At 39.4% G+C, this 24,989-nt stretch carries 24 protein-coding genes and 1 pseudogene; 14 read left to right on the forward strand and 11 right to left on the reverse strand.

The features are described from left to right. A partial coding sequence (locus CXF89_RS10160; RefSeq protein WP_121954521.1) for a PstS family phosphate ABC transporter substrate-binding protein occupies positions 1-647 on the forward strand: 647 nt, incomplete at its 5' end. Positions 648-717: 70 nt separating this feature from the next. Here CXF89_RS10160 and CXF89_RS10165 read toward each other — a convergent pair. The 8 genes from CXF89_RS10165 to sfsA form a co-directional block, all read right to left on the reverse strand. Next, positions 718-954 carry a hypothetical protein gene (locus tag CXF89_RS10165; protein WP_121954522.1) on the reverse strand — a complete coding sequence of 79 codons (237 nt, stop codon included), beginning with the start codon at positions 952-954 and terminating at the stop codon, positions 718-720. Between the two features lie 33 nt (positions 955-987). Beyond that, on the reverse strand, positions 988-1,836 hold the full coding sequence (panC, locus tag CXF89_RS10170) for a pantoate--beta-alanine ligase (protein ID WP_121954523.1): 849 nt from the start codon (positions 1,834-1,836) through the stop codon (positions 988-990). Then, positions 1,836-2,630, reverse strand: coding sequence for a 3-methyl-2-oxobutanoate hydroxymethyltransferase (gene panB, locus CXF89_RS10175; protein WP_007587166.1), 795 nt, complete (start codon positions 2,628-2,630; stop codon positions 1,836-1,838). The genes panC and panB overlap by 1 nt, the downstream gene beginning before the upstream one ends. A 30-nt stretch (positions 2,631-2,660) precedes the next feature. Then, on the reverse strand, positions 2,661-3,146 hold the full coding sequence (gene folK / locus CXF89_RS10180; RefSeq protein WP_007587165.1) for a 2-amino-4-hydroxy-6-hydroxymethyldihydropteridine diphosphokinase: 486 nt from the start codon (positions 3,144-3,146) through the stop codon (positions 2,661-2,663). 4 nt (positions 3,147-3,150) lie between these two features. Further along, positions 3,151-4,632: a polynucleotide adenylyltransferase PcnB gene (pcnB, locus tag CXF89_RS10185; RefSeq protein WP_257983197.1), complete on the reverse strand. Its 1,482-nt coding sequence runs from the start codon at positions 4,630-4,632 to the stop codon at positions 3,151-3,153. 78 nt (positions 4,633-4,710) lie between these two features. Then, positions 4,711-5,655 carry a tRNA glutamyl-Q(34) synthetase GluQRS gene (gene gluQRS, locus CXF89_RS10190; RefSeq protein WP_121954524.1) on the reverse strand — a complete coding sequence of 315 codons (945 nt, stop codon included), beginning with the start codon at positions 5,653-5,655 and terminating at the stop codon, positions 4,711-4,713. 20 nt (positions 5,656-5,675) lie between these two features. Further along, positions 5,676-6,119 carry an RNA polymerase-binding protein DksA gene (dksA, locus tag CXF89_RS10195; RefSeq protein WP_002962671.1) on the reverse strand — a complete coding sequence of 148 codons (444 nt, stop codon included), beginning with the start codon at positions 6,117-6,119 and terminating at the stop codon, positions 5,676-5,678. 316 nt (positions 6,120-6,435) lie between these two features. Continuing rightward, the gene (gene sfsA, locus CXF89_RS10200) at positions 6,436-7,155 is read right to left on the reverse strand and encodes a DNA/RNA nuclease SfsA (protein WP_007587160.1); all 720 of its coding nucleotides are present in this window, start codon (positions 7,153-7,155) and stop codon (positions 6,436-6,438) included. A gap of 123 nt (positions 7,156-7,278) precedes the next feature. On the opposite strand from sfsA, the gene pepB reads away from it, so the two are divergent. After that, on the forward strand, positions 7,279-8,574 hold the full coding sequence (gene pepB / locus CXF89_RS10205; protein WP_024589754.1) for an aminopeptidase PepB: 1,296 nt from the start codon (positions 7,279-7,281) through the stop codon (positions 8,572-8,574). A gap of 183 nt (positions 8,575-8,757) precedes the next feature. Beyond that, positions 8,758-9,324, forward strand: coding sequence for a phosphoribosyltransferase (locus CXF89_RS10210; RefSeq protein WP_007377478.1), 567 nt, complete (start codon positions 8,758-8,760; stop codon positions 9,322-9,324). 48 nt (positions 9,325-9,372) lie between these two features. Here CXF89_RS10210 and CXF89_RS10215 read toward each other — a convergent pair whose 3' ends face one another. Continuing rightward, on the reverse strand, positions 9,373-10,029 hold the full coding sequence (locus CXF89_RS10215; protein ID WP_002962665.1) for a Crp/Fnr family transcriptional regulator: 657 nt from the start codon (positions 10,027-10,029) through the stop codon (positions 9,373-9,375). Positions 10,030-10,317: 288 nt separating this feature from the next. Here CXF89_RS10215 and CXF89_RS10220 point away from each other — a divergent pair, with 288 nt between their 5' ends. Then, positions 10,318-10,554, forward strand: coding sequence for a YgjV family protein (locus tag CXF89_RS10220; RefSeq protein WP_002962663.1), 237 nt, complete (start codon positions 10,318-10,320; stop codon positions 10,552-10,554). A gap of 353 nt (positions 10,555-10,907) precedes the next feature. Here the strand turns inward: CXF89_RS10220 and rdgC are convergent, their stop codons facing one another. Both rdgC and CXF89_RS10230 read right to left on the reverse strand, forming a co-directional pair. Beyond that, positions 10,908-11,825 (reverse strand): recombination-associated protein RdgC, encoded by a 918-nt coding sequence (gene rdgC / locus CXF89_RS10225; protein ID WP_007587156.1) that lies wholly within the window; start codon positions 11,823-11,825, stop codon positions 10,908-10,910. 102 nt (positions 11,826-11,927) lie between these two features. Continuing rightward, positions 11,928-13,697 carry a sensor histidine kinase gene (locus CXF89_RS10230; protein ID WP_010554589.1) on the reverse strand — a complete coding sequence of 590 codons (1,770 nt, stop codon included), beginning with the start codon at positions 13,695-13,697 and terminating at the stop codon, positions 11,928-11,930. A 367-nt stretch (positions 13,698-14,064) separates the two neighbouring features. Here CXF89_RS10230 and CXF89_RS10235 point away from each other — a divergent pair, with 367 nt between their 5' ends. The 10 genes and pseudogenes from CXF89_RS10235 to ribH form a co-directional block, all read left to right on the forward strand. Next, on the forward strand, positions 14,065-14,433 hold the full coding sequence (locus CXF89_RS10235) for a response regulator (protein WP_024589756.1): 369 nt from the start codon (positions 14,065-14,067) through the stop codon (positions 14,431-14,433). Between the two features lie 228 nt (positions 14,434-14,661). Next, the gene (thrA, locus tag CXF89_RS10240; RefSeq protein ID WP_121954525.1) at positions 14,662-17,079 is read left to right on the forward strand and encodes a bifunctional aspartate kinase/homoserine dehydrogenase I; all 2,418 of its coding nucleotides are present in this window, start codon (positions 14,662-14,664) and stop codon (positions 17,077-17,079) included. A gap of 9 nt (positions 17,080-17,088) precedes the next feature. After that, positions 17,089-18,024 (forward strand): homoserine kinase, encoded by a 936-nt coding sequence (thrB, locus tag CXF89_RS10245; RefSeq protein ID WP_121954526.1) that lies wholly within the window; start codon positions 17,089-17,091, stop codon positions 18,022-18,024. Positions 18,025-18,035: 11 nt separating this feature from the next. Beyond that, entirely contained in the window at positions 18,036-19,319 is a 1,284-nt protein-coding gene (thrC, locus tag CXF89_RS10250; RefSeq protein WP_121954527.1) for a threonine synthase, read from the forward strand. A gap of 269 nt (positions 19,320-19,588) precedes the next feature. Then, positions 19,589-20,845, forward strand: a complete 1,257-nt coding sequence (gene glyA, locus CXF89_RS10255; protein ID WP_024593690.1) for a serine hydroxymethyltransferase — start codon at positions 19,589-19,591, stop codon at positions 20,843-20,845. A 369-nt stretch (positions 20,846-21,214) separates the two neighbouring features. Then, complete coding sequence (gene nrdR / locus CXF89_RS10265) at positions 21,215-21,664, forward strand: transcriptional regulator NrdR (RefSeq protein WP_002961761.1); 450 nt, start codon at positions 21,215-21,217, stop codon at positions 21,662-21,664. A gap of 166 nt (positions 21,665-21,830) precedes the next feature. Then, the gene (ribD, locus tag CXF89_RS10270) at positions 21,831-22,955 is read left to right on the forward strand and encodes a bifunctional diaminohydroxyphosphoribosylaminopyrimidine deaminase/5-amino-6-(5-phosphoribosylamino)uracil reductase RibD (RefSeq protein ID WP_121954528.1); all 1,125 of its coding nucleotides are present in this window, start codon (positions 21,831-21,833) and stop codon (positions 22,953-22,955) included. Between the two features lie 26 nt (positions 22,956-22,981). Further along, positions 22,982-23,635, forward strand: a complete 654-nt coding sequence (locus CXF89_RS10275) for a riboflavin synthase (protein WP_007587137.1) — start codon at positions 22,982-22,984, stop codon at positions 23,633-23,635. Between the two features lie 29 nt (positions 23,636-23,664). Further along, positions 23,665-24,777 (forward strand): bifunctional 3,4-dihydroxy-2-butanone-4-phosphate synthase/GTP cyclohydrolase II, encoded by a 1,113-nt coding sequence (gene ribBA / locus CXF89_RS10280; RefSeq protein ID WP_121954529.1) that lies wholly within the window; start codon positions 23,665-23,667, stop codon positions 24,775-24,777. Between the two features lie 100 nt (positions 24,778-24,877). Next, positions 24,878-24,989: pseudogene (ribH, locus tag CXF89_RS10285) on the forward strand (6,7-dimethyl-8-ribityllumazine synthase); the annotation flags it as partial.

Here is a 24,989-nt window from a genome sequence, read left to right on the forward strand (position 1 = left end):
AACGTTACGGTTATAAGCCAACAGAAGTTCGCGTAGCTATTGATGCACTTGCTGTATTTGTACATAAAGATAACCCAATTGAAGGTCTTCGTATTGACCAAGTAGATGCTATTTTTTCATCTACTCGTAAATGTGGCGCACCAGAGCAAGTTAATCGTTGGAGCGATGTCGGCCTAACAGGTGATTGGGCAGCTAAAGATGTGCAACTTTACGGACGCAACTCAGTGTCAGGTACGTATGGCTACTTTAAAAAGAAAGCACTGTGTAAAGGTGATTTCCGTAATAACGTAAATGAGCAACCGGGTTCTGCATCGGTAGTACAGTCAATTTCATCTTCATTAAATGCAATTGGTTACTCTGGTATTGGCTATAAAACATCAGGCGTACGTACAGTACCGCTTGCTAAAAAAGGCGATAACTTTGTTGATGCAACACTTGATAACGTTGCGCAAGGTAAATACCCGCTATCGCGCTTTTTATATGTTTATGTGAATAAACACCCGAATAAGCCACTATCACCTATGGAAGAACAATTTTTAAGAATGGTACTTTCAAAAGATGGTCAGCAAATTGTAGAAAAAGATGGTTATGTACCACTTTCTGCAAAGCTAGTAAAAACAGAACTTAAAAAGCTTGGTTTAAACTAATAAACCATAGGCAATAAAAAACCGCTCATTAAGCGGTTTTTTTGTGCCTAAAACTAAAAACTTTTAGGAATTAAATATTACCTAATTTTTCGGCTTGTGCTTTACATTGATTATAGCTCTCAACACATTTTCCAGAGCATACTTGTTGCTTTAAGCCCTCAGCAGTCGTTTGCTGTTCACATGTACTTTCGCATTGGTAATTTTGTTGAGCACACTGATTCATTTCAGGGTTTTCAACTTGGTTTTGGCAACCTACTAATAGTGCAAAAGTAAGGGCGACTACGCTTGTTTTTATTAAAGTGTACATGCTTCTTATCCTTAAAATGGAGTCGCAATAATATTAAATTTCGACTTGAATATTGTCGATCAATCTAACACCACCAAAATAGGCTGCGGCTAAAATAACAAATTGAGTATCTTCGATTGTAGCAGTTTTTAATGTATCTCGTTGAGCAATCTCAAAATAGTCTGGCTTTAGGCCAGCTTGCTCTAAGCTCTGTTTAGCTAAGCTTTCAAGTTTTACGAAGTCTCTTTCGCCGCTTTTAAGTTGCTCAGCGCATGTATTAAGTGCTTTAAATAATATGGTTGCAGTCGCTTTTTGCTCATCAGATAAGTAACCATTACGCGAGCTCATAGCAAGGCCCGAAACTTCTCGCATTGTAGGTACACCAATAACTTCGACCGGAATTGATAGGTCGCGCGCCATGGTTTTAATTACTTGCAGTTGCTGAAAATCTTTTTCACCAAAGCAGGCGTAATCGGGTTGTACAAGGTTAAATAATTTTGTAACTACCGTGGCAACACCTCTAAAGTGACCAGGGCGTGAGCCACCACAGTAACCTAATGAAATATCAGGCACATCTACAAAGCTCTGTGCGCCAAGTCCATTTGGATAAATTGTCTCTACACTTGGGGTAAATACAATATCAGTGCCTAGTTCTGCAAGGCCTTGTTTATCTTCGTTTAGTGTACGAGGATAGTTATCTAAATCTTCGTTAGCACCAAATTGCATTGGGTTAACAAAAATACTCACAACGACTTTATCGGCTAAGTTTTTTGCTTTTTCTACTAGCGAAAAATGCCCACGGTGCAAGTTGCCCATCGTTGGCACAAGTGCCACGCTAAGACCCGCTTGGCGCCATGCTTTAATTTGACTACGTAACGATCTGATTTCAGTAATTGACTGCATTATTTAAACTCGTGTTCAGCGCTTGGAAACGCGCCATTTTTAACGTCTGTACAATACTTTTGAACGGCTGCAGGCATATTGCCTGTTTCGAGCAAAAAGTTTTTAGAAAATTTAGGAATGTAACCTGCTGAAATACCAACAAGGTCATGCATTACCAGTATTTGGCCGTCAGTTAAACTGCCCGCACCAATACCAATAGTTGGGATGCTTAGGGCGTCTGTAATGCGTTTTGCCAGTGCACTTGGAATACACTCAAGTACTAATAATTGCGCGCCAGCAGCTTCTAGTGCTTTTGCGTCATCAATCATTTTTTGTGCTTTGTCTTCTTCGCGACCTTGTATTTTAAAGCCACCAAATACATGTACTGACTGAGGTGTAAGGCCTAAATGCCCACAAACTGGAATACCTTGTTGAGTAAGCGTTTTAATGCTCTCGTAAAGCCACTCTCCGCCTTCAAGTTTAATCATGTTTGCGCCAGCGCGCATAAGCTCAGCTGCATTTTTACAAGTATCACTTACGCTTGAGTAGGTCATAAAAGGTAAGTCAGCAATTACAAATAATTCGCGGCTACCAGCGCGTACACAGCGGGTATGATATGCAATATCTTGATTGGTTACGCCAAGGGTGTCATCGCCGCCTTGTAGTACCATGCCCAAAGAGTCGCCCACTAAAATAACTTCAACGCCGTTATCATGAAATAACTTTGCAAAACTAGCGTCGTAGGCTGTTAATGCAGTAATTTTGTTATTTTCTGCTTTCATTTTATTTAAAGTAGAAACGGTTATTTTAGACATAATATCCTCGCAGGCAAAAGCCTAGGTTAATTACAGAGGTAATTGTTGTAAGTCGTTGAGCGGTAAATTATTTGCAATGGTTTTTAATGCAATGCCGCTTGGTAAAATAAGTTCAGGTGCAAGCTCTAATAGTGGATAAACCACAAACTCGCGATTATTCAAACCATAATGAGGCACAGTTAAGCGCACCGTATTTATAATTTGATCATCAAATAATAGAGTATCTATATCAAGAGTGCGTGGACCCCAACGCTCAGCCTTTCTTACTCGACCATGCTCAAGTTCAATACGTTGCGTTAAATCAAGTAATTGCTCTGGCTCAAGGGTCGTTTTAATGCACGCTACTGCATTGATATAGTCTGGTTGATCTTGTGGGCCCATAGGCTTACTTGCATAGTAATGCGATACGTTTATAAATTCACAATTAGGCAGCTTTTTAAGCGCGATTACCGCGTTATCAAGCTGCTCTTTTGGTGAGTTTAGGTTGGCACCTAAACCCAAATAAACACAGTGCATGTTATTACTCAGCTGGCTTTTTAGTAGGTCGACGGCGCTTTCGCGGCTTAGGACCACCTTGGTGACCTAAGTTTTTAACCATCTCTTTTTGGCCGTTTATATCTTGGCTTAAGTATTGTGTCCACCACTGGGCAAGCTCAGTATGCTGTGTTTCGCCTGCATCTACGCGTAAGAGTAAAAAGTCGTAGGCGGCTTTAAAGCGAGGTTGCTGCGTTAGTCTGTAAGCACGTTGGCCTGCACGTTTATCCAAACGGTGCTGAATATGCCAAATATCGCGAGCACCTAAAGTAAAGCGTTTAGGAACCGCAATGTGTTGTGAGTTATCGCTTAATACTTTATTCATTGCTTGTGCGAAAGCATCGTATTCTGCAAGTTGCTCTTGGCTTTGAATCTTTTTAGTACGTTCAAGCAGCGGGAACCAAAGTAGTGCGGCAAAAATAAACGCTGGTGTTACTTTTTTATCTGCATTAATACGTTTGTCGGTATTTTGAAACATTTGCTGAATAAGCGTGTGTTCTAAGCCACTTGGATTTTTATCTAAGATTTTATCAAGCTCAGGAAACAGTGAGCGGAATAAGCCGTATTTACGCAGCATTAAAAAGTTAGCTTCGGCCTTGCCATTTAAAAACAGCTTAAGAATTTCTTCAAATAAACGTGCCGGCGGAATGTTATCAAGCAAACTTGCAAGCTCGCTAATTGGTTTTTCACTTTTAGGCGCAATGCTCATATCAAGTTTAGTAGCAAAGCGAACTGCACGTAACATACGAACAGGGTCTTCGCGGTAACGCGTTTCAGGGTCGCCGATTAGCTCAATTTGTTTAGCTTTAATTGCCGCTAAGCCGTTGGCGTAATCGTGAATACTAAAATCTTTGATTGAGTAATAAAGTGCATTGATTGAAAAGTCGCGGCGTTCTGCATCTTCTTCAATACTGCCAAATACGTTGTCACGTAGTAATTGGCCTTCATCGCTTGATTGGCTTATTTGATTTTTGTCTTCTTGCGCTTCGTGGTGGCCACGCATAGTCGCCACTTCAATAATTTCACGGCCAAATACAATATGTGCTAAACGAAAGCGACGACCAATAAGGCGACAGTTTCTAAATAGTTTTTTTACTTGATCTGGCGTGGCATTAGTAACTACGTCAAAATCTTTTGGCTGTTGGCCTAACAATATATCGCGAATACAACCACCAACAAGGTAGGCATCGTAGCCACCGTCTTTTAAGCGGTATAATACTTTGATTGCATTTGGGCTAAATTGTTTGCGAGAAATACCATGCTCACCACGAGTGACAACAATAGGTTCACTGCTTACAGAAGCGCTTTCGGCACTTGTATTCGGGCCGATTATTTGTCGGCAAAATTGAAAAAGCTTGGAAATAATAGTCTGTCTCCTAGAAGGTGTGATTGACTCTGCATCGCAATCAAAAGTTACAGCAAAAGGGGCGGTTATAACCCAGTACAAGCTGTTTGACGTAATTAGCATATATTTAGGCGGCTATCATATACCAGCAGGGTTTAAAAATTAAGTTGATGTGTTGAAATTAAGCCGTTTTTAGCTATTTTATTTACTTAAATGTGTAAATTGGACTTTCTGACTACGTGGATGCTGAGAAATTTGTATTTCGGATACTTGTGGTACCTGTTTTAAGCTAAAGTTTTTAATTCCCCAAGCGATTAATTGTTCAATATTTAAATCGATTAAATCAGCTATAACAGGCAATCCTAAAAATTCAAATGCACTAACTAAAGCAGGCTTTGGATTTTGTTTGCTAATGGCAGGAGCATAATTTTGTTTAGACAATTTGAAACCAGGCTTGGCAACCGCTAAAGGTAAATGAGCAAATTCAGGCACAGGGCTATCGAGTTGTTTAAATAAACTAATTTGCCGAGCGGTTGGCTCAATTAAATCAGCACCTCTTACAATTCGATTAATCCCTTGATCAATATCATCGACGACCACAACAAGTTGATATGCAAATAAGTCATCGCTGCGTTTAATTAAGTAATCTTCATGGGAAAGGGCGCTATTTACCGTTATATCACCTTGAATTAAATCATTAAATTGAGTCGTTGGATGTTGCTGAACTAAGCGAAGCGCACCGGATTGAGTATTATGATTAAGTGTTTGGCAATGCCCCTGATAAATACCGCCAATGGCTTTTATTTGTTTGCGAGTACAGGTGCAACCATAAACAAGGTTTTGTTTTAAAAGTGAGTGAGTAATATCTTGGTATAAAGGCAGACGCTGCGTTTGATATACAACAGGTTCGTCCCAGTGAAGGGCGTAGGCATGTAAGGTATTAAGAATATCGGAGTCGGCGTTTTTAACTACGCGCGTAGTGTCAATGTCTTCTATACGAACTAACCATTTTCCTTGATTAGCTTTTGCATCTAGATAGCTACCCACAGCCGCTACAAGTGAGCCAAAATGTAATGGCCCAGAAGGAGACGGTGCAAAACGACCGCGATATTTACGCATAGGCGCAGTAACGGCTGTAGGAGACATAACTAATTAATAAGTATTAATTAGCCGCGTCCAGATTGCTTTTCTTTGATTTCTGCAAGTGTTTTGCAGTCTACGCATAAATCGGCAGTAGGACGTGCTTCTAAGCGACGTATGCCAATTTCGATGCCACAAGACTCACAAAAGCCAAAATCATCTTCTTTAATCAAATTAATTGTTTTTTCAATTTTTTTGATTAATTTACGTTCGCGGTCACGAGTACGAAGTTCTAAAGAGAACTCTTCTTCTTGTGCAGCGCGGTCAACTGGGTCAGGAAAGTTAGCAGCTTCGTCTTGCATGTGTGATTTAGTACGATCAACTTCGTTACGTAAATCATTACGCCAAGTTTCTAAAATCGCTCTAAAATGAGCACGTTGTGCATCATTCATGTACTCTTCGCCTGGTTTTTCTTGGTATGGTTCTAAACCGGCTTGAGCCAATAAACCATGTTTCTTTTGGTCTGGCATAACTCTCTCCTAAATCCTTAATTTAATGCCTCAGCATTAGCCGGCGGTATAAATAACAGAATCTTATATCCTAGGCAAATTTATTTTTAATTAATCGAATTAGCTTCAACCATGCTTACTGAGTAAAAAGTGTATTAATAGTCTATTTACACTTTTAATTAATTCACATATTCGCTTTCTAAAACTTGCCTTGTTATGTGGGCAAAAGCTTTAAAAACAAGTTAATTTTTATAATTCACTTTGTATAACTTTTTTTAATTTGAGTACTTTGCTTATTTTGCAAATTACGCTTAGTTCAATCCCTTGGTTTAATACACTATTGTGCAAATACTATTTTTTTATGAAGTAAAACTTCATTAGCAGAAATTGTGGCCTTGTATGCTAATACTTCAACGCCGGCTATTATTGCTTGGCTTAATAGCGTGGCGTATTTTTTATCAATATGCGCAGCTGCACTTACTGTATTTATTCCTTCATGCAAAACAGCGAACAGTAATACTGCTCGGTGGCCTTGTTCGATCATTTCTATTAGTTCGCGAATATGTTTTTGTCCGCGCAGTGTTTGCGCATCAGGAAAGTAGCCTTGCCCGCTTTGTGGTGCATCCTCGCTTAATAATGTGACTGATTTAACTTCTACGTAGCAATCAGGCTTATTTTCGTCTGTGAGTAAAAAGTCGATTCTGCTGTTTTCGCTGCCGTACTTTACTTCGCTTTGCAATTGACTGTAGTCGAGTAGCTCGCTTATTACATTATTGTTTATTGCTTCTTCTACTACTTTATTAGCCACTGCTGTATTTACACAAATAAGCTGCGATAAGTTATTTTGCGTAAGCTCTAATGAATGCGGGTATTTTCGTTTTGCGTTATCGCTTGTTGAATAAAAAGCAGCAAAACCCGGCTCTGCGCATCCCGTCATTTTACCTGTATTAGCACAGTGGGCGGTAAATTCACTGCCATCACTTAATTGCAAATCAGCTAAAAAGCGTTTGTAGCGTTTTAATAAGGTGGCAGGTTGCAGAGTTGGCGTGTACTTCATGATAACTTCCAAAGCGTAAATACTGCACAGCAGTGTGGTTTATGTTATTTACCTCAAGCTGTTGGGAACTTAAGCGCTCTATAGTAAACTCGGTGGCACATTTAAGTGCAAGGGTATTCTAACATGAGTGAAAAATTTGTTGTTCAACTAAGCGAACAAGCAGCAGCGAGTCATTGGGGCGATAATGCGTCATTGTCTTTTAATGAGCGCGGTGCAACTGTTCATTTGTCTGAGCAAGAAACATTGAAAAATGTTCAAAAAGCTGGTCGTACTATTGCAATCCAAGGTATTAAAAACGTTGAATTAGCAGGTGATGCTTGGTGTACAGAAAGCCAGTGGGCTTTTTATCAAGGCTTTGTAACACCAAAATCGTTAAATGGTGTTGAGTTTGTTGATAACGCACAATCAGATATTAAAGAACTTGCTCACTTAAAAACGTCAGCAATTTGGGCACGTGAAATGGTTAACGGGACTGCCGATGACATTTACCCAGAAAGCCTTGCTGAAAAAGCGGCTGAGTTTATTCAATCATTAGCGCCTGAGCATGTAAGTTACCAAATTATTAAAGGTGATGCGTTACTAGAACAACAGTGGATTGGTATTCATGCTGTTGGTCGCGGTAGTGTTCGCCCGCCAGTATTGCTTGAGCTTGATTACAACCCAACAGGCGACGAAAATGCACCAGTAAGTGCAGCGCTTGTAGGTAAAGGTATTACGTTTGACTCAGGTGGTTACTCAATCAAATCAAGCGAAGGTATGCTTGGTATGAAGTGCGACATGGGCGGTGCTGCAACAGTAACTGCAGGTTTAGCATTGGCTATTAACCGTGGTATTGAAAAACGTATTAAACTGTTTTTATGTTGTGCTGAGAACTTAATTTCGGGTCATGCATACAAATTAGGTGACATTCTTACTTATAAAAATGGCACGACAGTTGAAATTGTAAACACCGATGCTGAAGGTCGCTTAGTACTTGCAGATGGCTTAATGGCCGCAGGTGAGACTGGCGCTCCACTTATTATTGATGCAGCAACACTAACTGGTGCAGCGCTTGTTGCTGTTGGCCAAGAGTACAATGCATTATTTGCACTTGATAAAGAACTTGTACGTGAAGTTGAGAGTTTTGCATCTCAAGAAATGGAAGCTGCTTGGCCACTTCCTCTTGAAAAATGGCATCAACAAAACTGCCCATCTCCTTATGCTGATACGGCGAATAGCCGTGCACAAAAAGGTGGCGGTTATGGCGGTGCATCGAATGCTGCAGGCTTTTTATCACGCTTTGTGCCAAACGATGGCAAAGGCTGGGTACACATAGATTTAGCGGCTGCATTTAACATGGGCAGTACAAGTCAATGGGCAGCGGGTGCAACAACTCAAGGTATGCGTACAGTTGCTCGTACTTTACAAGAAAAAGCATAATATTTACTAAATTACGCTTTTTACGCTAAAAATAGGCACCCTTGGGTGCCTATTTTTTAATTTACAGGCAAGCAATTTTATTTCATTTACGGTAAAATCAGTCGCCAATACCTGTTTGAGTTTAATTTTTGCTTAACTCTAAGCTGCGCTCAAATCTTATATCCACCACTGGGGTTTCTAATTATGTCAGATAAGTGCTACATCACAGCTCAACAGCTGCTTGAAGATTCGTTCCGCGTAGCGGCACAAGTATACCAAGATGGCTTTCGTCCTGATTTTATTATTGGTATTTGGCGAGGTGGTGCACCGATCGGTATTGCTGTTCAAGAATATTACGATTACAAAGGCATTGAGACTGATCACATTGCAGTACGTACATCGTCTTATTACGGTATTGGTAAACAGTCGAAAGAAATTAAAGTACACGGCTTACATTACATTGTAGAGAACGCAAATGCAGGTGATTCATTATTAATTGTTGATGATGTATTTGACTCAGGTCGTAGTATTGTTGCATTAAAAGAAAAGCTTTCAGAGCTTATGCGCTTAAACTTGCCACGTGATATTCGTATTGCATGCCCGTACTACAAGCCAAAAAACTCAAAAGTAGACACTGTTCCAGATTATTATATTCATGAATCTGAAGAGTGGTTAGTGTTTCCGCATGAACTATCGGGTTTAACACCGGATGAAATTATTGCTGGTAAATCTGATCTTGCGAAAATTCATGACATTTTGCTAGAGAAGTAATTAGTAATTTGCATAAATAAAAAAAGGCCGTTAAGGCCTTTTTTTATTTTAAAGCTGAGCAAAGCTATCTACGTATTCACTTAGTTTTGGTATATCGACTGCTTGCAAGCCATCGTTACTTCTAAGTACCAAGCCTTTTTCTACGAGTTCTGTAACAACACGTCTGTAAGCTCGCTCAGTGGTAGCAAAACGTTCGGCTTCAGCATTTACAGTTGGGTAGGCTCTAAGTAGCGTAGGGTTGTTGTTCTCGGCCCTTAGTAAGCAATCTTTAGCTATGTTATAGCTAAGTGGTAGTAATAACTTATCTAAATTGATTTTTTGGTTTTCCTGAAACTTAGCCGCAATAGTTTGTGCTGTGTATAAGCTTAGTTCTGGTTTTTCAAGCAGTAGAGCACGCCAATGCCTTAATTCAATAAGGTTATAAGTGACATCGCTAAAGCACGTTACCGTATATATACACGGATTATTATTTAGCGCTTCTATTTCACCAATAAGGGTGTTGTTACAATCCAATTGTCCTAACAGCAGGCGTCGTCCATTACCTACGTCGTAACTAAACGACACAGTGCCACTGCGTACAAGCACAAGCTTGCTTAAAGGCTGATCTTGATGGATCAGAACTTCTTTTTTTGATTGTTGATAGCTACTACCGGCAAAGGTTAAAAGCTGATCAACAAGGTAACTAGAAAAATGGTATTGAAACATCAATGTGCTCTTCGGACATTTGTCCTATTTATTACATCTTAATGACGATAGCATTAAGACACTAAGAATTTACGCTAACTTGCTACTAATATTATTAGCTTTGCTAAGAGTATTATTTTACCTTCATTTCCCGTGTAATGATTTAAGAATTTGCTGGTATTTCCCGGCAAACTTTTTCAGGTTTTTTAAGCAGGTTAGCTTTTTTATTTTGTTGTAACTTTGCAATACTTACAAGTGCCATAAGATAGCAGTACATGTAATGCTAACCTAAAGGCTAGGAGAGAACAATTGAGTTGGGAATATTTAGGTTATATTGCATCAGCTTTATTGGTTGCATCGTTAACAATGACAGATGTAGTAAAACTGCGTTGGTACAACATGTTTGGTTGTATTGTATTTACTGCATACGGTGTTGCCATTGGCGCAGTGCCTGTTATTTTTACCAACGGCTTATTGTCGCTTGTAAATTTATATCACATTATAAAAATATATCGCCAACCTAAAGTTGAAGACGCTAAAAGCTAAAATAAGTTATCTGCACAAAGTAAGTTAATGGTTTTAATTAAAATCAAAAATTTCAGCTTTTGTGCAGTCCAGCTTGAAGCGTATATAGATAATCTCATATCACTCTACATAACTTACCTCTGAACCATGCTGTATTCTCCTACTTAAAAGATGATTACCTTAGGTTTTAATACGTCGATCGTTAGCTAAATACTGTTCGCGGTTTAGATATAAATAAGTGCTTCTAAATTTCATAAAAAAATCCGATAGCAGTAAACTGCTATCGGATTTTTATCTGTTATACCAACCTACTTACATATGCTATTTAATTCATTAAATTGCTTAAATATTTATGCAGGTAGGCACTATGGTATTTACGCTTTTTCTAAATCTTCAACGTCACCTAAACCTGCAGTTAGCTCTTCAAGTAATTGCTTTATTTCTTCAGAAGCTAAAATAAAGTCAGCATCAAGTTTTAAAGCCATATCTTCTTTAGGAATATCTGCGTTTTCTTCTTTTAGAGTTTCAGAGTAGCTTAAACGTTTGATAGAGCCATCGTTTTGCAGCATAAACTTAAGACGCTCTTGCCAATCAAGTGCAAGTTTAGTTACGCGTTTACCACTTTCTAAATGCGATTTAACTTCATCACACGATAGATCATGACCTTTAAGCTTTACTTGTGCGCCGCTGTCGTCTGCTTCTTCAAGTTCAGCGTCTGAGCCAATAGCAAAACCTTCTGGTGTACTAAAGTTAGTTAACCAATCAGTTAAAAATACATCTAGGTCGTAGTTAGCAAACGCAGGTACAACCGGAAGCGTTCCCAACGATTTACGAAGTAGTGCTAGTAGCTCTTCTGCTTTATTAAAGCTGCCACTATTTACAACAACCCAACCGTTTTCTTGGTCAATAAAGGCAAATTGTAAGCTCGACTTTTTAAACGCTTGAGGTAGAAGAGTATGAAGAATGTTTTCTTTTAATTCGTCTTTTTCTTTCTTTTTAACTGGGCGGTTTTCTTCAGCTTCTATCAGATCAACTTTCTCAGCAACTAGTTCATTAATAACAGAAGCAGGGAGTACTTTTTCTTCGCGTTTAGCGCAAACTAGAATACTTTTTTGAGAAAAATGCGATAGCGTATCGCCATGTTTTCCAAACGCTTTTGTCCAACCAAATGTTGCAAGCTCTTGACCAGTACATGGGCGAAATAAATCTTGCTCTAATGCTTTATCAAAGTCTTCTTGAGTATATGAAACGTCTTGCTTAAAGCGGTAACAAATAAGGTTACTAAACCACATAGGGGAATTGATCCATTTGAAAAATTTGTACAATCATAGCAATAAAAACAGCATCTCGAAATGACTGATTTGTTACTAATAATTTAATGCATATACTTTTATTTATTCATATTTATCAAAAATAGGCAGTGGCTTAGCCATGTTCTTCGGAAATTGAATATAGTAACGCAGACCTTTGCCCGGTTCACTCGTTGCATCAATAGAGCCACTAAGGGTTTGCTTGACCAAATTAAGCATTATATGGGTGCCTAATCCGCTACCGCCTTCATCGCGTTTGGTAGTAAAAAATGGGTCAAATAATTTTTTTAATTGCTCGTTGGTAACACCGTTACCGTCATCTTTGTAATCAATAGTTAAGTTAGTGTCATCAGCGCTTATTTTAATATCCATTACACCGTTGCTTTTACCTTCAAAGCCATGAATAAGTGAGTTCATAATTAGGTTAGTAAAAATTTGGCTTATAGCCCCTGCAGGTAGATTTAAAACTAAATCATCAGGACATTCTAATTTTATAGTATGGGATGTCTTTTTTAGTTTTGGGTGCAGTGAGCGTATTACTTCGTTAGTGTAATCTTTAAAGTTAATGGTTCTTACTGCTTCACTGGCTTGATCGACCGCTATTTGTTTAAAGCTAGCTATAAGCTCCGAAGCTCTATCTAAGTTAGTGGTTAGTAAGCTTGTGCTTTGCTTTGCTTCGTTAATGAATTCTTCTAGTGCTTTTGGCGAAAGTGTTTTTTCGGTATAAGCATTTTCGAGTTTATTTAAGCGTTCTTGTAAAAATGATATAGCCGTTACACCTATCCCAATAGGGGTATTTATATCGTGTGTAATACCTGCTACAAGTCCGCCTAGCGCAGCCATTTTTTCTGTGCCTAGTAAACGTTCCTGTGCAAGGCTTAACTCTTCTATATAGCGCTGAGATTCAGTTTGCTTTGTAATTAACTCTTGCTCTGTGCTGCGTCGTAAGTCTACTTCTTCGGTGAGGACAATTTTTTGCTTTTCGAGTTCGTATTTTTGCTGCTGTAAATCCATCATTGCTTGGCTTAAGTTGGATGTTTTACGGGCTACGTCTTGTTCAAGTTGTATGTTGTGTTGATCAAGCTTTTCGTTACTTATAATGAGTTCTTTTTGGGTGTGTTCAAGCTCTTTTCTATACTGAACCACTTTATCTATTAGTTTGTTAAATGACTGCTCCATCACTTTTAGTTCATTATGTTCTTCTGTTTCTATTTCTATATGTTGACCTTCTAGCTCGTCTAGCTCTAAATTTTCTAGTTGCTCAGTGAGTTCTGCTAAAGGGTCTGTAAGAAGTTTTCTAAATGCCATTAAAAATAAGATGATCAAAAAGGTGGTTTTAATCATCGCATTACCAATCAAAAAGTAGATTGATACCATAATGCGGCTAAAAACAACTTCTCGACTTGAGAATAAGGTAACGTCACCAACTTGAGTAGCACGACCTGAAAATTCAAAAATAAGTGGAAAGGTATAACCAAATAAACCCGATTTTGCGTCTTCTAAAATAACCTCTTCTTGTACTAACTGTTGGTTATATAGCTTGTGTATATCAAGAGATCGCCCTAGCTGTGAAATAATTTCGCCGCTGTCGTCTCGAACAATAATCCCTTCAATCATGGGAATGGCGAGTAAACCTTCTGCTGTTGTAATTGTTTGCTTGGTATTAAGCTCCCAAATTGCACGTGTTAAGCTGCGACTAAAGGTTTTTTGTAAGGTACTAAGTTCATCGCGAATATAGTCTTTAGTATTGACGTATTCAGCAAGCACTTGTCCACAGGTCACTACAAAGGTAAGCAAAAAATAGACGGATAAAACGCTAGTCAGTAGCTTCTTAGAAAGACTTTTTTGTAACATGAGTGACTTGTTCATCCTTTATTATTTTTGTAACGTTACGATAGTAATTTAAAAGTTAGTCAATAAACCTCTAAAAATAAATAAAAAAGTTAAAATTTAATAAGATAAATCACAAAAAGTGAGCGTGTAGTATCAAAGTATTTAAACCAAGGTATAAATTAATAAATTCGTTATCTGTTATGTATTGTAGGCTTAATTAGTATTTGCTTTGGTTAATTATATCTTAAACGGATTTATTCTATATTTATCATTGTATTAAATTATTAATGCGCTGAGTGCTTGGAGGCGTGTTAAAGTGTCTAAAATGCAATGGAAGGCATTAGTTTAATAACCTTTTAATAACTTTGATGGTTGTGTAGTAGTAAACATGATGAAATTTTCGATATTAGTCTGTGACGATTCTGCAGTTGCCCGTAAACAAGTCGTGCGGTGTTTAAATGAATGTATAGACGCTCAAATACAACAAGCTACAAATGGAGCGCACGCTCTAGAACTTTTACGAGCACAAAGCTTTGATTTATTGTGCTTAGATCTCACCATGCCCGAAGTTGATGGTATACAAGTACTCGAGACTATAAAAATAGAAAAAATAGAGTGCTTTGTTTTAGTTATTTCTGCCGATATACAAGAGAAAATGAAGCAACGAGTCGCACAACTTGGCGCAATAGACTTCATCGATAAACCTATCAATAAATCTAACTTAAACGAAATATTGCATAAATTTGGCATTCATTAGGTTTTTTCATGTTAAAAAAGGCTGTTTTATCTTTTAATTTAGGGTTGACAGCATAGCCTTTGTTAAGGCAGTCTTAACATATGAAAACAATTAATCGCGTACTGACCATTATTATTACAACCATCATTCTTACTGGATAGTGGCATAGGTCGGTGCAACAAATTTAAAGGCCTGTGTTCACTTAGAACACAGGCCTTTTTTCGTTTTATGGGATGAGGAACATAAACAATGCGAGTTTTAAAATTTGGTGGGTCTTCGCTTGCCGACTATGCATGCTTACAACAGGTAGCTCAGCTAGTTAAAGCACAATTAAAAGATGAAATGCTTTTGGTACTTTCTGCTCCAGGTGGAATGACCGATTCGCTAGTTGCACTTGCAAGTGCTGCAGAACAAGGCTCTGACTTTTCGCAGCAATGGCAAGCATTAGTTAGCCGCTGTGAAGGTTTGAAAGCTGACGTTGAAAAAAGTGGTGTAGTAGTTACAAGTTGGCCAGACTTAGGCGAACTTAAAAATAAACTAGATGGCGTATCACTTATACAATGTTGCCCTGATCAAGTTCGCGCATTTGTAATTAGCTTTGGAGAGCGCGTTAGTGTTTCTTTAATGCAGGCTTTATTGAATTCGCACGATGCAAGATACTTAGAAGCAACCAGCTGTATTGCTTCAACGGGTGGTTATATCGACGCCGAGGCTGATTTAGTAACAAGTAAAGCGCGCTTTCAAGCTGTGCTTAAAGAAAGCCCTGCAACTATCTATATCATGCCTGGTTTTACAGCTAGTAATGATAAAGGTGAGCTTACAACGCTTGGTCGTAATGGCTCAGACTACTCAGCAGCAATTGCAGCAGCATGTTTAGAAGCTGAAATTTGCCAAATTTGGACTGACGTTGATGGCGTATATAGCGCTGATCCTCGTTATATTAAAAAAGCGACTAAAGTAGATTTTTTATCTTATAAAGAAGCGATGGAGCTTTCTTACTTTGGTGCAAAAGTACTTCACCCTAAAACAATTTTACCATGTGCTAAAGCAGGCGTGCCATGCGAAATAAAAAATACGCATAACCCAGATGCACAAGGCTCATTAATTGGTAACGATTATTCATCAGATGAGCCAGTAAAAGCACTTTCGAGCTTACAAGAACTTGCAATGTTGACTGTTTCAGGGCCAGGCATGAAGGGCAAAGTAGGTATGGCGTCTAAGGTATTTAACGCGCTTGCTCACGACAACGTATCAATTGTATTAATCACTCAGTCATCATGCGAGTTTAGCATTAGCTTTTGTGTGCACGAAACAGACTTAGCACTTGCACTTGACGCGCTACAAACTGCATTTGAGCTTGAGTTACAAGCAGGGCTTATTGAGCCTGTACAAGTGCAGCGCAATCTAGCCATTGTTACTTTAGTGGGCGATAACATGCGCGCGCACCGTGGCTTAGCGGCTAAGTTTTTTGCATCTCTTGCACAAGCTCAAGTAAATATTGTGGCAATTGCACAGGATTCTACTGAAAGCGCTATCTCTGCGGTAATTGATGGTGAGTTATGTAACGACGCCGTAAAAATATGCCATGAAAACTTTTTCACGCATGTACCGTCAATTGATGTTTTTTTACTAGGTTGTGGCTTAGTAGGGCAAGAGCTTATTAATCAGCTTGAGCGTCAGCAAGCGTGGCTTGAAAAACGTAATATTAAACTTAACTTGTATGGTGTTGCTAACTCTCGTCAATTACACCTAGATAGTGAAGGTATTGCTTTTGGCGATTGGCAGCAAAAATTGGCCTCATCTGAGCAGGCATTTGATTTAAAACTAGTAGAGCAGTTTGTTAAGCAAAATCATTTAGTAAATCCTGTACTTGTTGATTGTACGTCGTCGGATGCACTTGCTGCGCAGTATGTAGACTTTTTAAATGCAGGTTTTCATGTGGTTGCTGCCAATAAAAAAGCAACAACAAGCTCATACACGTATTACCAAGATTTAATTGCAGCAACGCAAAAGAATAATCGTAAATTTTTATACGAAACAAACGTAGGTGCAGGCTTACCAGTAATCGACAACTTACAGTCATTATTTGGTGCAGGTGATGAGTTATTAGAGTTTAGCGGTATTTTATCAGGCTCACTTTCGTATATGTTTGGCGCACTTCAAGATGGTTTATCACTTTCTGAGGCAACTATTAAAGCCAAAGAAAGCGGTTTTACTGAGCCCGATCCTCGTGATGATTTATCGGGTACCGATGTAGCACGTAAGTTATTGATCATTGCTCGCGAAGCCGGTATGAAATTAGAGTTGAGCGATATTGAAGTTGAGTCTGTATTACCACCAGGTTTTGCACAGGGCGATAGCGTTGATGAGTTTATGGCAAAACTACCAAGCTTAGATGCTGATTTTAACAAGCTTATTCAAAGTGCTGCTAGTGAAGGCAAAGTACTTCGCTATGTAGGCACAATTAAAGAAGGCCACTGTAAAGTAGGTATTGAAGCAGTAGATGCCAAACATGCACTTAGTGTCATTCGTGATGGTGAAAACGCGCTGGCTATTTTAAGCCAATATTACCAGCCACGTCCGTTCGTAATTCGTGGTTATGGCGCTGGCTCAGAAGTAACAGCCGCAGGTGTATTTGCTGATATTTTAAAAACGTTATCGCGCTAGGAGATCGTTATGATTGAAGTATATGCTCCGGCGTCTATTGGTAATTTTGCTGTAGGTTTTGATGCACTTGGCGCAGCGCTTGCGCCAATTGATGGCAGTTTATTAGGCGATGTAGCCGTTGTAAGTGCAGCACCAAGCGACGAATTTATTTGCACAGGCGAGTACGCTCGCAAGTTACCAAGTGATGCTAATGAAAATTTAGCGTACCAGTGCTTAGTGCATTTTAGAGCGCATGTTGCGCCTAATATGCCAAGCGTAAAGCTCGAGCTTAAAAAGAACTTACCAATTGGATCTGGACTTGGTTCTAGTGCGTGTTCGGTTGTGGCTACTTTTGCTGCCCTTGATAAGTTTGCAAAAACTAATTTAAGTCAGGTTGAGCTTATTGAACTGATGGCTGACTTTGAAGCAGTAGTAAGCGGCGGTCGTCATTACGACAACATCACGCCATGTTATTTAGGTGGTTTGCAGTTAACTGGTGATTTAATTCCTGATAAATCAATTGCACTGCCTGTTGATGAAAACTGGTACTACGTTGCTGCGTTTCCTGGTTTTTCGCTTAATACCGCAAAAGCGCGCTCTGTTTTACCAAAAGAGTTGAGCATGCATGCAAGTGTTGAGTTTGCTCAGCGTTTATCGGCGTTTAGTAGCTTATTGTTAACTAATCGTTTTGACGATGCGCTAAGCATAATGAAAGATGAAATAGCAGAACCTTACCGGGCACCGCTTATTAAAGGTTTTAGTGAAGCCAAAGCAAGCCTGCCAGCGCTGGGCGCTGAAATAGTCAGTATTTCGGGCGCAGGACCTACCTTGTTTAGCGTATGTAAAACACTTGAAGCTGCACAGCAATGCGCGCAGTGGTTAGAAACCAATTACATTAACGAGCAAGGCTTTTGCCACATTTGTAAATTAGATAACGACGGCACGCGTCAACTAACAGTTTTATAGGATAGGTAGTCATGCAATTACATAATTTAAAAGATAACTCACAAAAAGTGTCGTTCGTTGAAGCCGTAAAAACAGGTTTGGGTCGTAACCAAGGTGTATTTTTTCCAGAATCACTAGCCCCACTGTCCGATGTTGATGCATTGCTGGATATGGACTTTGTTACGCGCAGCGGCAAAATATTATCTCACCTAATTGGAGATGAGCTACCAAGCGATACTGTGGCACAAATGGTTAAAAATGCATTTAACTTTCCCGTTAAGCTGGTGGAAGTACAAGATAACACATACTGTTTAGAGCTGTTTCATGGTCCTACACTTGCGTTTAAAGACTTTGGTGGTCGCTTTATGGCAGAGTGTTTAACGCAGTTTAATAAAGATGAAAAAGTAACTATTTTAACAGCAACATCGGGCGATACCGGTGCAGCTGTAGCGCATGCTTTTTACAATAAACCAAATATCGACGTAGTAATTTTATACCCTAAAGACAAAATTTCACTTGCTCAGCAAAAGTTATTCACTACGCTAGGTAACAATATTCATTGTTATGCAGTTGAGGGCAGCTTTGATGATTGCCAAGAGCTAGTTAAAAATGCCTTTTTAGATGAAGAAGTTAAATCAACACTTGGGCTTAACTCAGCTAACTCAATTAATATTAGCCGTTTAGTTGCTCAGGTTTGTTACTACTTTGAAGCTATTGCACAGTTACCGAAAGAAAAACGCGCAACAGCGCATATATCAGTGCCTAGTGGTAACTTTGGTAATGTGTGTGCCGCAATGATTGGTGCGGTTATTGGTTTACCTGTAGGTAAATTAAGCGCAACAACAAACCAAAACGATACTGTGCCGCGCTTTATGCTTGATAAAAACTGGACGCCAAATGCAACACTTGAGTCGCTTTCAAATGCGATGGATGTAAGTAAGCCAAACAATTGGCCGCGTGTACAAACAATGTTAGATAATAACTGGTTTAGCTACGATAATTTTTATTCAACAAGCGTAAACGAGCAAGACACGCAAGCCGTGATGAAAAAAATTCAACAAACTGGCTATGTTGCAGAGCCTCATACTGCTATTGCTTACCAAGGTCTTGTTGAAAATCGTGCACCTGGTGCAGCGGGTATCTTTTTAGCGACAGCTCATCCTGCTAAGTTTAAAGAAAGCGTAGAGGGTATTCTAAATATTGAATTAGGTATGCCAAAACCACTTGCTGATGCACTAGCAAAACCATGCCTAGCAAGCGATATGAACGCCGATTACGACGCGTTACGTACCGAAATGCTCGCTAAATTAGGCTAAGTTAAATTAAAAGGAAAAGCGGCTTGAGCCGCTTTTTTTATAACTTTATACGGATGAATACACTTAGTTATATTTACTAATTAAATGTAGTAAATATAATTCATTTAAAATTATTATGGCTTTATAAAAAAATATCATCTTAAAAGAGCTGTGAAATAGTTTCAATCCCTGTTTAAATATCCTCAACTTAAGAGCGTAGGCAAAGAGTCGTTTAAAGCGTACAATAAAGCCTCTAAAAAACACCATACACGTTGCCCTAGGAGACCCCAATGTTAGAACGTAGCATGAATATTTCGGATTTTGATCCAGAGTTATTTGACGCGATAACCAAAGAAACTGCTCGCCAAGAAGAGCATATCGAACTAATCGCTTCAGAAAACTACTGTAGCCCACGCGTACTAGAAGCGCAGGGTTCACAGCTTACAAACAAATACGCAGAAGGTTACCCAGGCAAACGTTATTATGGCGGTTGTGAGCATGTAGATGTTGTTGAGCAATTAGCAATTGACCGTGCTAACGAATTATTTGGTTCTGACTACGCTAACGTGCAGCCACATGCTGGTTCGCAAGCTAATGCTGCTGTTTTTCTAGCATTATTAGACGCTGGCGATACTGTATTAGGTATGAGCTTAGCTCATGGTGGTCACTTAACTCACGGTTCTCACGTAAGTTTCTCTGGTAAGCTTTACAATGCAATCCAATACGGACTAGATGAAGCAACGGGCGAAATTGATTACGCACAAGTTGAAGCACTAGCACTTGAGCACAAACCAAAAATGATTATTGGTGGTTTCTCAGCGTACTCTGGTATTGTTGATTGGGCTAAATTCCGTGAAATTGCTGACAAAATCGGTGCTTATCTGTTTGTTGACATGGCTCACGTTGCGGGTTTAATTGCGGCAGGCGTTTACCCAAGCCCTGTTCCTCATGCACACGTTGTAACTACAACTACGCATAAAACACTTGCAGGCCCTCGTGGTGGTTTGATTATTTCTGCATGTGGCGACGAAGCAATCTACAAAAAGCTTAACAGCGCTGTTTTCCCTGGTGGCCAAGGCGGTCCTTTATGTCATGTTATTGCAGCAAAAGCAGTGGCATTTAAAGAAGCACTTCAACCAGAGTTTAAAGTATATCAAACACAAGTTGTTAAAAACGCAAAAGCAATGGTTGCTGTAATGCAAGAGCGCGGCTACAAAATCGTTTCTGACAAAACTGAAAACCACTTATTTTTACTTGATTTAATCGATAAAGATATCACTGGTAAAGATGCAGACGCAGCCCTAGGCAACGCTAACATCACAGTAAATAAAAATTCAGTACCGAACGATCCACGCTCACCATTTGTAACATCTGGTTTGCGTATTGGTTCTCCTGCAATTACTCGCCGTGGTTTTACTGAAGTAGAATCAAAAGAGCTTGCTGGCTGGATTTGTGACGTACTAGATAACATCACTGATGAATCTGTACAGGCGCAAGTTAAAGAAAAAGTAAAAGCAATTTGTGCAAAATTACCTGTTTACGCTTAATTGCATAAGCGGCAGTAATTTAGAGCACATAAGCTAGGGGCCTGTTTATCTTTCGAGGTTTAATTTGCAGTAGTATGTTTGGCTTTTAAGCAAGGCAGAGTCTATGTAGTGTGGTTACTCCACACAAATAGGCGATAACGCAGCATAAATGCCAAACATGCACTGCCCTCGGGTTCGTTCTAGGGGCGATTTACTCTTTGTTGCTCGATTTTTACTTAGCCCACTAGGTTACAAATCTCGAGCCGCGATTAAATCACCCCTAGATAGAACAAATTTAATCCTGAAAGGTCAACAGGCCCTATTTTTTTTGCTAAGATAAAAGACCGCTATTTAGCGGTCTTTTTTGTTTTAAAACGGAAGTACCGAGCTATGCATTGTCCATTTTGTACCGCAAAAGATACTAAAGTTATTGACTCACGCCTTGTTGGCGGAGGCCATCAAGTTCGCAGGCGTCGTGAGTGTAACGACTGCCACGAGCGCTTTACTACATTTGAAGGCGCTGAACTGGTTATGCCTCGTGTTATTAAACAAGACGGCAGCCGCGAACCATTTAACGAAGATAAACTTTTAAATGGCTTGAATCGCGCACTCGAAAAACGCCCAGTTAGCACAGAGCAAGTAGACGAAGTAGTGAATATAATAAAATCGCAACTACGCGCAACGGGTGAGCGAGAAATTTCAAGCCATTTGGTGGGTGAATGCATTATGGAAGCCCTCAAAAAGCTCGATAAAGTAGCGTACGTAAGATTTGCCTCTGTTTATCGCTCGTTTGAAGATATACGCGAATTTGGCGAAGAAATTGCCCGCTTAGGGGAGTAATACCAATTTTATTAAAAACATGATCATTCTATCGCATTAAATAGCGCACTCACTGCGTTAAAAATTATTCATATAGAACAACTATATGTCATAATTTTCGCCTTGTTATTGCGCTATTTTCTTAGCGCTATAATAGACCACTTATTTAACGCAATTGGTATAATAAATGCTGAACCAAGTTCCTTTTACCGAACATGATGAAATGTATATGGCACGCGCCATAGAGCTTGCCAAAAAAGGCCGGTTTACTACCACGCCTAATCCTAATGTTGGCTGTGTATTAGTTAAAAATAATCAAATAATTGGTGAGGGTTTTCATCAATTAGCAGGTCAAGGCCATGCTGAAGTAAATGCACTGGCAATAGCTGGCAATAATGCAAAAGGTGCAACGGCTTATGTAACGCTTGAACCGTGTAGTCATTATGGGCGTACGCCACCGTGTGCTGAAGGCTTAAAAAAGGCGGGCGTTGTAAAAGTAATCGCCGCTATGGTTGATACAAACCCACAAGTTGCAGGCAAAGGCCTTAAAATACTGAGCGATGCCGGTATTGAAGTTGCTTATGGATTACTTGAATCACAATCTCGCGCACTTAACGTTGGCTTTTTTAAGCGAATGGAACAAGGCTTACCTTATGTGACCTGTAAAATGGCAGCAAGCATAGATGGTAAAACAGCGCTTAAAAATGGGCAAAGTAAGTGGATCACAAGTCCCGCTGCTCGCCAAGACGTACAATTATATCGAGCGCAAAGCTGCGCTATTTTAACCGGTGCCGATACCGTGTTAGTAGACGATGCTAAACTTAATGTGCGACTAAGCGAGTTGCCTTGCACGCTACCTACCGATTTACCGCTTCGCCAGCCCGTGCGTGTTATAATTGATTCACAGAATCGTTTAACGCCCAACCTTGCTTTATTTAAAATCCAAAGTGATGTAATAATATTTACGACTAAGGTTGATAAATCACTGCAATGGCCGCATTTTGTAAAGCATATTGAAGTAAGTGAAAGTAACGGCAAAGTTGATTTACAGGCTGTTTTAGAAAAGCTTGGGCAACTGCAGTTTAATAATGTTTGGCTTGAGAGCGGAGCAACACTTGCTGGTAAAATGACAGAGCTTGATTTAGTTGACGAGTTTGTTTTTTATTTGGCGCCTAAATTAATGGGCCATGATGCAAAAAGTTTAGTTAATTTTCCTGAATTGACGAGTATGCAAAACACCGTTGATTTAACATTTAATGAATGTGCGCGCATTGGTGACGATTTACGTATCACCGCGTTAAAAACTCATTAAAATCACTTAATAAAAAGAGTAGCGCTATGTTTACTGGGATAATAGAAGCCACAGGCAAAATTGCTTTATTACAAAAAAAACAAGGCGACTTAGCCATTCGTATCCAAAGTGCTGACCTTGATATGGAAGACGTAAAGCTAGGCGACAGCATTGCAACCAATGGCGTTTGCTTAACCGTAGTTGATAAACATATTGACGGTTTTAGTGCTGATTTATCTAACGAGACGATTGGTTTAACCGGTTTTGCTCACTATGCTTTAGGGCAAACGGTGAATCTTGAAAAAGCCATGCAACCTGTTTCGCGTTTAGGCGGTCATTTAGTATCTGGCCATGTTGATGGCATAGCAACTATTACAAGCATTACAGCAAACGCTCGAGCAACAGAATATTGGCTTACAACCGAAGAAAATTTAATGAAATACATCCCGTACAAAGGTTCGGTATGTATTGATGGTATAAGCCTGACAGTAAACGCTGTAGAAGGTAATAAATTCAAATTAACAATTGTCCCACATACGAGTGAGCAAACCACAATTGCTCACTTTAAAGTAGGCACTCAAGTTAATTTAGAAGTCGATCAAATTGCACGTTATTTAGAGCGCCTTATAAAAGGTGCAGAGCAACCAACGGGCTCTGATATTTCGATGAGCTTACTCGCTAAAGCGGGTTTTATTAAATAACGAAACAGATAACTTATACGAGCAAATTTATGAATTTACACAGCGCACAAGAAATCATAGACGACATTAAAGCCGGTAAAATGGTTATTTTAATGGATGATGAAGATAGAGAAAATGAAGGTGATTTAATTATCGCCGCAGAGCATATTAGCGCAGAGGCTATTAATTTTATGGCCACTCATGGCCGTGGCTTAATTTGTTTAACTATGACGCAAGAGCGTTGTGAGCAACTTGATTTACCTTTAATGGTTAAAAATAATGGTGCTGCATTTTCGACTAACTTTACAATGTCGATAGAAGCATCAAAGGGTGTTACTACAGGTATTTCAGCAGCAGATAGAGCGCGTACAGTGCAAGCGGCTATAGCTAAAGGCGCAGTACCAAGTGATATTGTTCAGCCTGGTCATATTTTTCCAATTATGGCACAACCTGGCGGCGTATTAACTCGCGCAGGACATACTGAGGCTGGCTGTGATTTAGCGCGTTTAGCTGGGCTTGAAGCATCATCTGTTATTGTTGAAATACTTAATGCCGATGGCACCATGGCGCGTCGCCCTGATTTAGAAGTTTTTGCGAAAGAGCATGATATTAAAATTGGTACTATTGCTGATTTAATCGAATACCGTAACTTAAATGAAACAACAATTGAGCAAGTTGCAAAATGTAAGTTACCAACTATTCACGGTGAATTTGATTTAGTTACTTACAAAGACACAATTGACGGCCAATTACATTACGTATTGCTTAAAGGCGATATAAAAGAGCAAGAACCGACAAATGTACGTGTACATTTGCAAAGTACCTTTAACGATATCCTACTTTCAGATAGAAGTGCTGACCGTAGTTGGGGCCTTTCAGAAGCAATGGCTTATATCGCTAAAAATGAAGGTGCTTTAGTTATTTTAGGTAAGCAAGAAAGCACTGAAGAGTTAGAGGCAACTGTGAAAGCATTTGCAGCAGCTGATGCTGGCGAAAGCGTTACGCCACGTAAATTCAAAGGTACCTCTCGTACTGTTGGCGTAGGTTCGCAAATACTTGCAGATCTTGGAATTAAACAAATGCGATTAATGAGTCGCCCTAAAAAGTACCATGCACTTTCGGGCTTTCATTTAGAAGTTGTTGATTATGTTGAGCCACAATAAGCATCACGCTTAAACTAGGCTATTATTTTATTTTTATGGTATGATGCGCAGCAATTTTTGCGCAATCGCAACCGCTTGAACTTATTTTTAGGGTTATCAAATGAAAATTATTGAAGGTAGTAAGTACGCTCCTGGCAAAAAGTTTGCCATTGTCATTTCTCGTTTTAATGACTTTATCGGTAGCAGCCTCCTTGCAGGTGCTGTTGATGAGC

The sequence above is a fragment of the Pseudoalteromonas sp. MelDa3 genome (assembly GCF_002863625.1).
GTDB lineage: Bacteria > Pseudomonadota > Gammaproteobacteria > Enterobacterales > Alteromonadaceae > Pseudoalteromonas > Pseudoalteromonas arctica.

Bases quoted from the DNA above. Each gene is read 5' to 3' on its own strand.
- thrB (WP_121954526.1), top strand. From the start codon at position 17,089: ATGATTGAAGTATATGCTCCGGCGTCTATTGGTAATTTTGCTGTAGGT.
- glyA (WP_024593690.1), top strand. From the start codon at position 19,589: ATGTTAGAACGTAGCATGAATATTTCGGATTTTGATCCAGAGTTATTT.
- folK (WP_007587165.1), bottom strand. From the start codon at position 3,146: ATGCACTGTGTTTATTTGGGTTTAGGTGCCAACCTAAACTCACCAAAA.
- pepB (WP_024589754.1), top strand. From the start codon at position 7,279: ATGAGTGAAAAATTTGTTGTTCAACTAAGCGAACAAGCAGCAGCGAGT.
- thrC (WP_121954527.1), top strand. From the start codon at position 18,036: ATGCAATTACATAATTTAAAAGATAACTCACAAAAAGTGTCGTTCGTT.
- thrA (WP_121954525.1), top strand. From the start codon at position 14,662: ATGCGAGTTTTAAAATTTGGTGGGTCTTCGCTTGCCGACTATGCATGC.
- ribBA (WP_121954529.1), top strand. From the start codon at position 23,665: ATGAATTTACACAGCGCACAAGAAATCATAGACGACATTAAAGCCGGT.
- gluQRS (WP_121954524.1), bottom strand. From the start codon at position 5,655: ATGTCTCCTACAGCCGTTACTGCGCCTATGCGTAAATATCGCGGTCGT.
- CXF89_RS10215 (WP_002962665.1), bottom strand. From the start codon at position 10,029: ATGTTTCAATACCATTTTTCTAGTTACCTTGTTGATCAGCTTTTAACC.
- CXF89_RS10275 (WP_007587137.1), top strand. From the start codon at position 22,982: ATGTTTACTGGGATAATAGAAGCCACAGGCAAAATTGCTTTATTACAA.
- pcnB (WP_257983197.1), bottom strand. From the start codon at position 4,632: ATGCTAATTACGTCAAACAGCTTGTACTGGGTTATAACCGCCCCTTTT.
- nrdR (WP_002961761.1), top strand. From the start codon at position 21,215: ATGCATTGTCCATTTTGTACCGCAAAAGATACTAAAGTTATTGACTCA.
- CXF89_RS10210 (WP_007377478.1), top strand. From the start codon at position 8,758: ATGTCAGATAAGTGCTACATCACAGCTCAACAGCTGCTTGAAGATTCG.
- CXF89_RS10235 (WP_024589756.1), top strand. From the start codon at position 14,065: ATGATGAAATTTTCGATATTAGTCTGTGACGATTCTGCAGTTGCCCGT.
- CXF89_RS10165 (WP_121954522.1), bottom strand. From the start codon at position 954: ATGTACACTTTAATAAAAACAAGCGTAGTCGCCCTTACTTTTGCACTA.
- rdgC (WP_007587156.1), bottom strand. From the start codon at position 11,825: ATGTGGTTTAGTAACCTTATTTGTTACCGCTTTAAGCAAGACGTTTCA.
- dksA (WP_002962671.1), bottom strand. From the start codon at position 6,119: ATGCCAGACCAAAAGAAACATGGTTTATTGGCTCAAGCCGGTTTAGAA.
- sfsA (WP_007587160.1), bottom strand. From the start codon at position 7,155: ATGAAGTACACGCCAACTCTGCAACCTGCCACCTTATTAAAACGCTAC.
- ribD (WP_121954528.1), top strand. From the start codon at position 21,831: ATGCTGAACCAAGTTCCTTTTACCGAACATGATGAAATGTATATGGCA.
- panC (WP_121954523.1), bottom strand. From the start codon at position 1,836: ATGCAGTCAATTACTGAAATCAGATCGTTACGTAGTCAAATTAAAGCA.
- panB (WP_007587166.1), bottom strand. From the start codon at position 2,630: ATGTCTAAAATAACCGTTTCTACTTTAAATAAAATGAAAGCAGAAAAT.
- CXF89_RS10230 (WP_010554589.1), bottom strand. From the start codon at position 13,697: ATGTTACAAAAAAGTCTTTCTAAGAAGCTACTGACTAGCGTTTTATCC.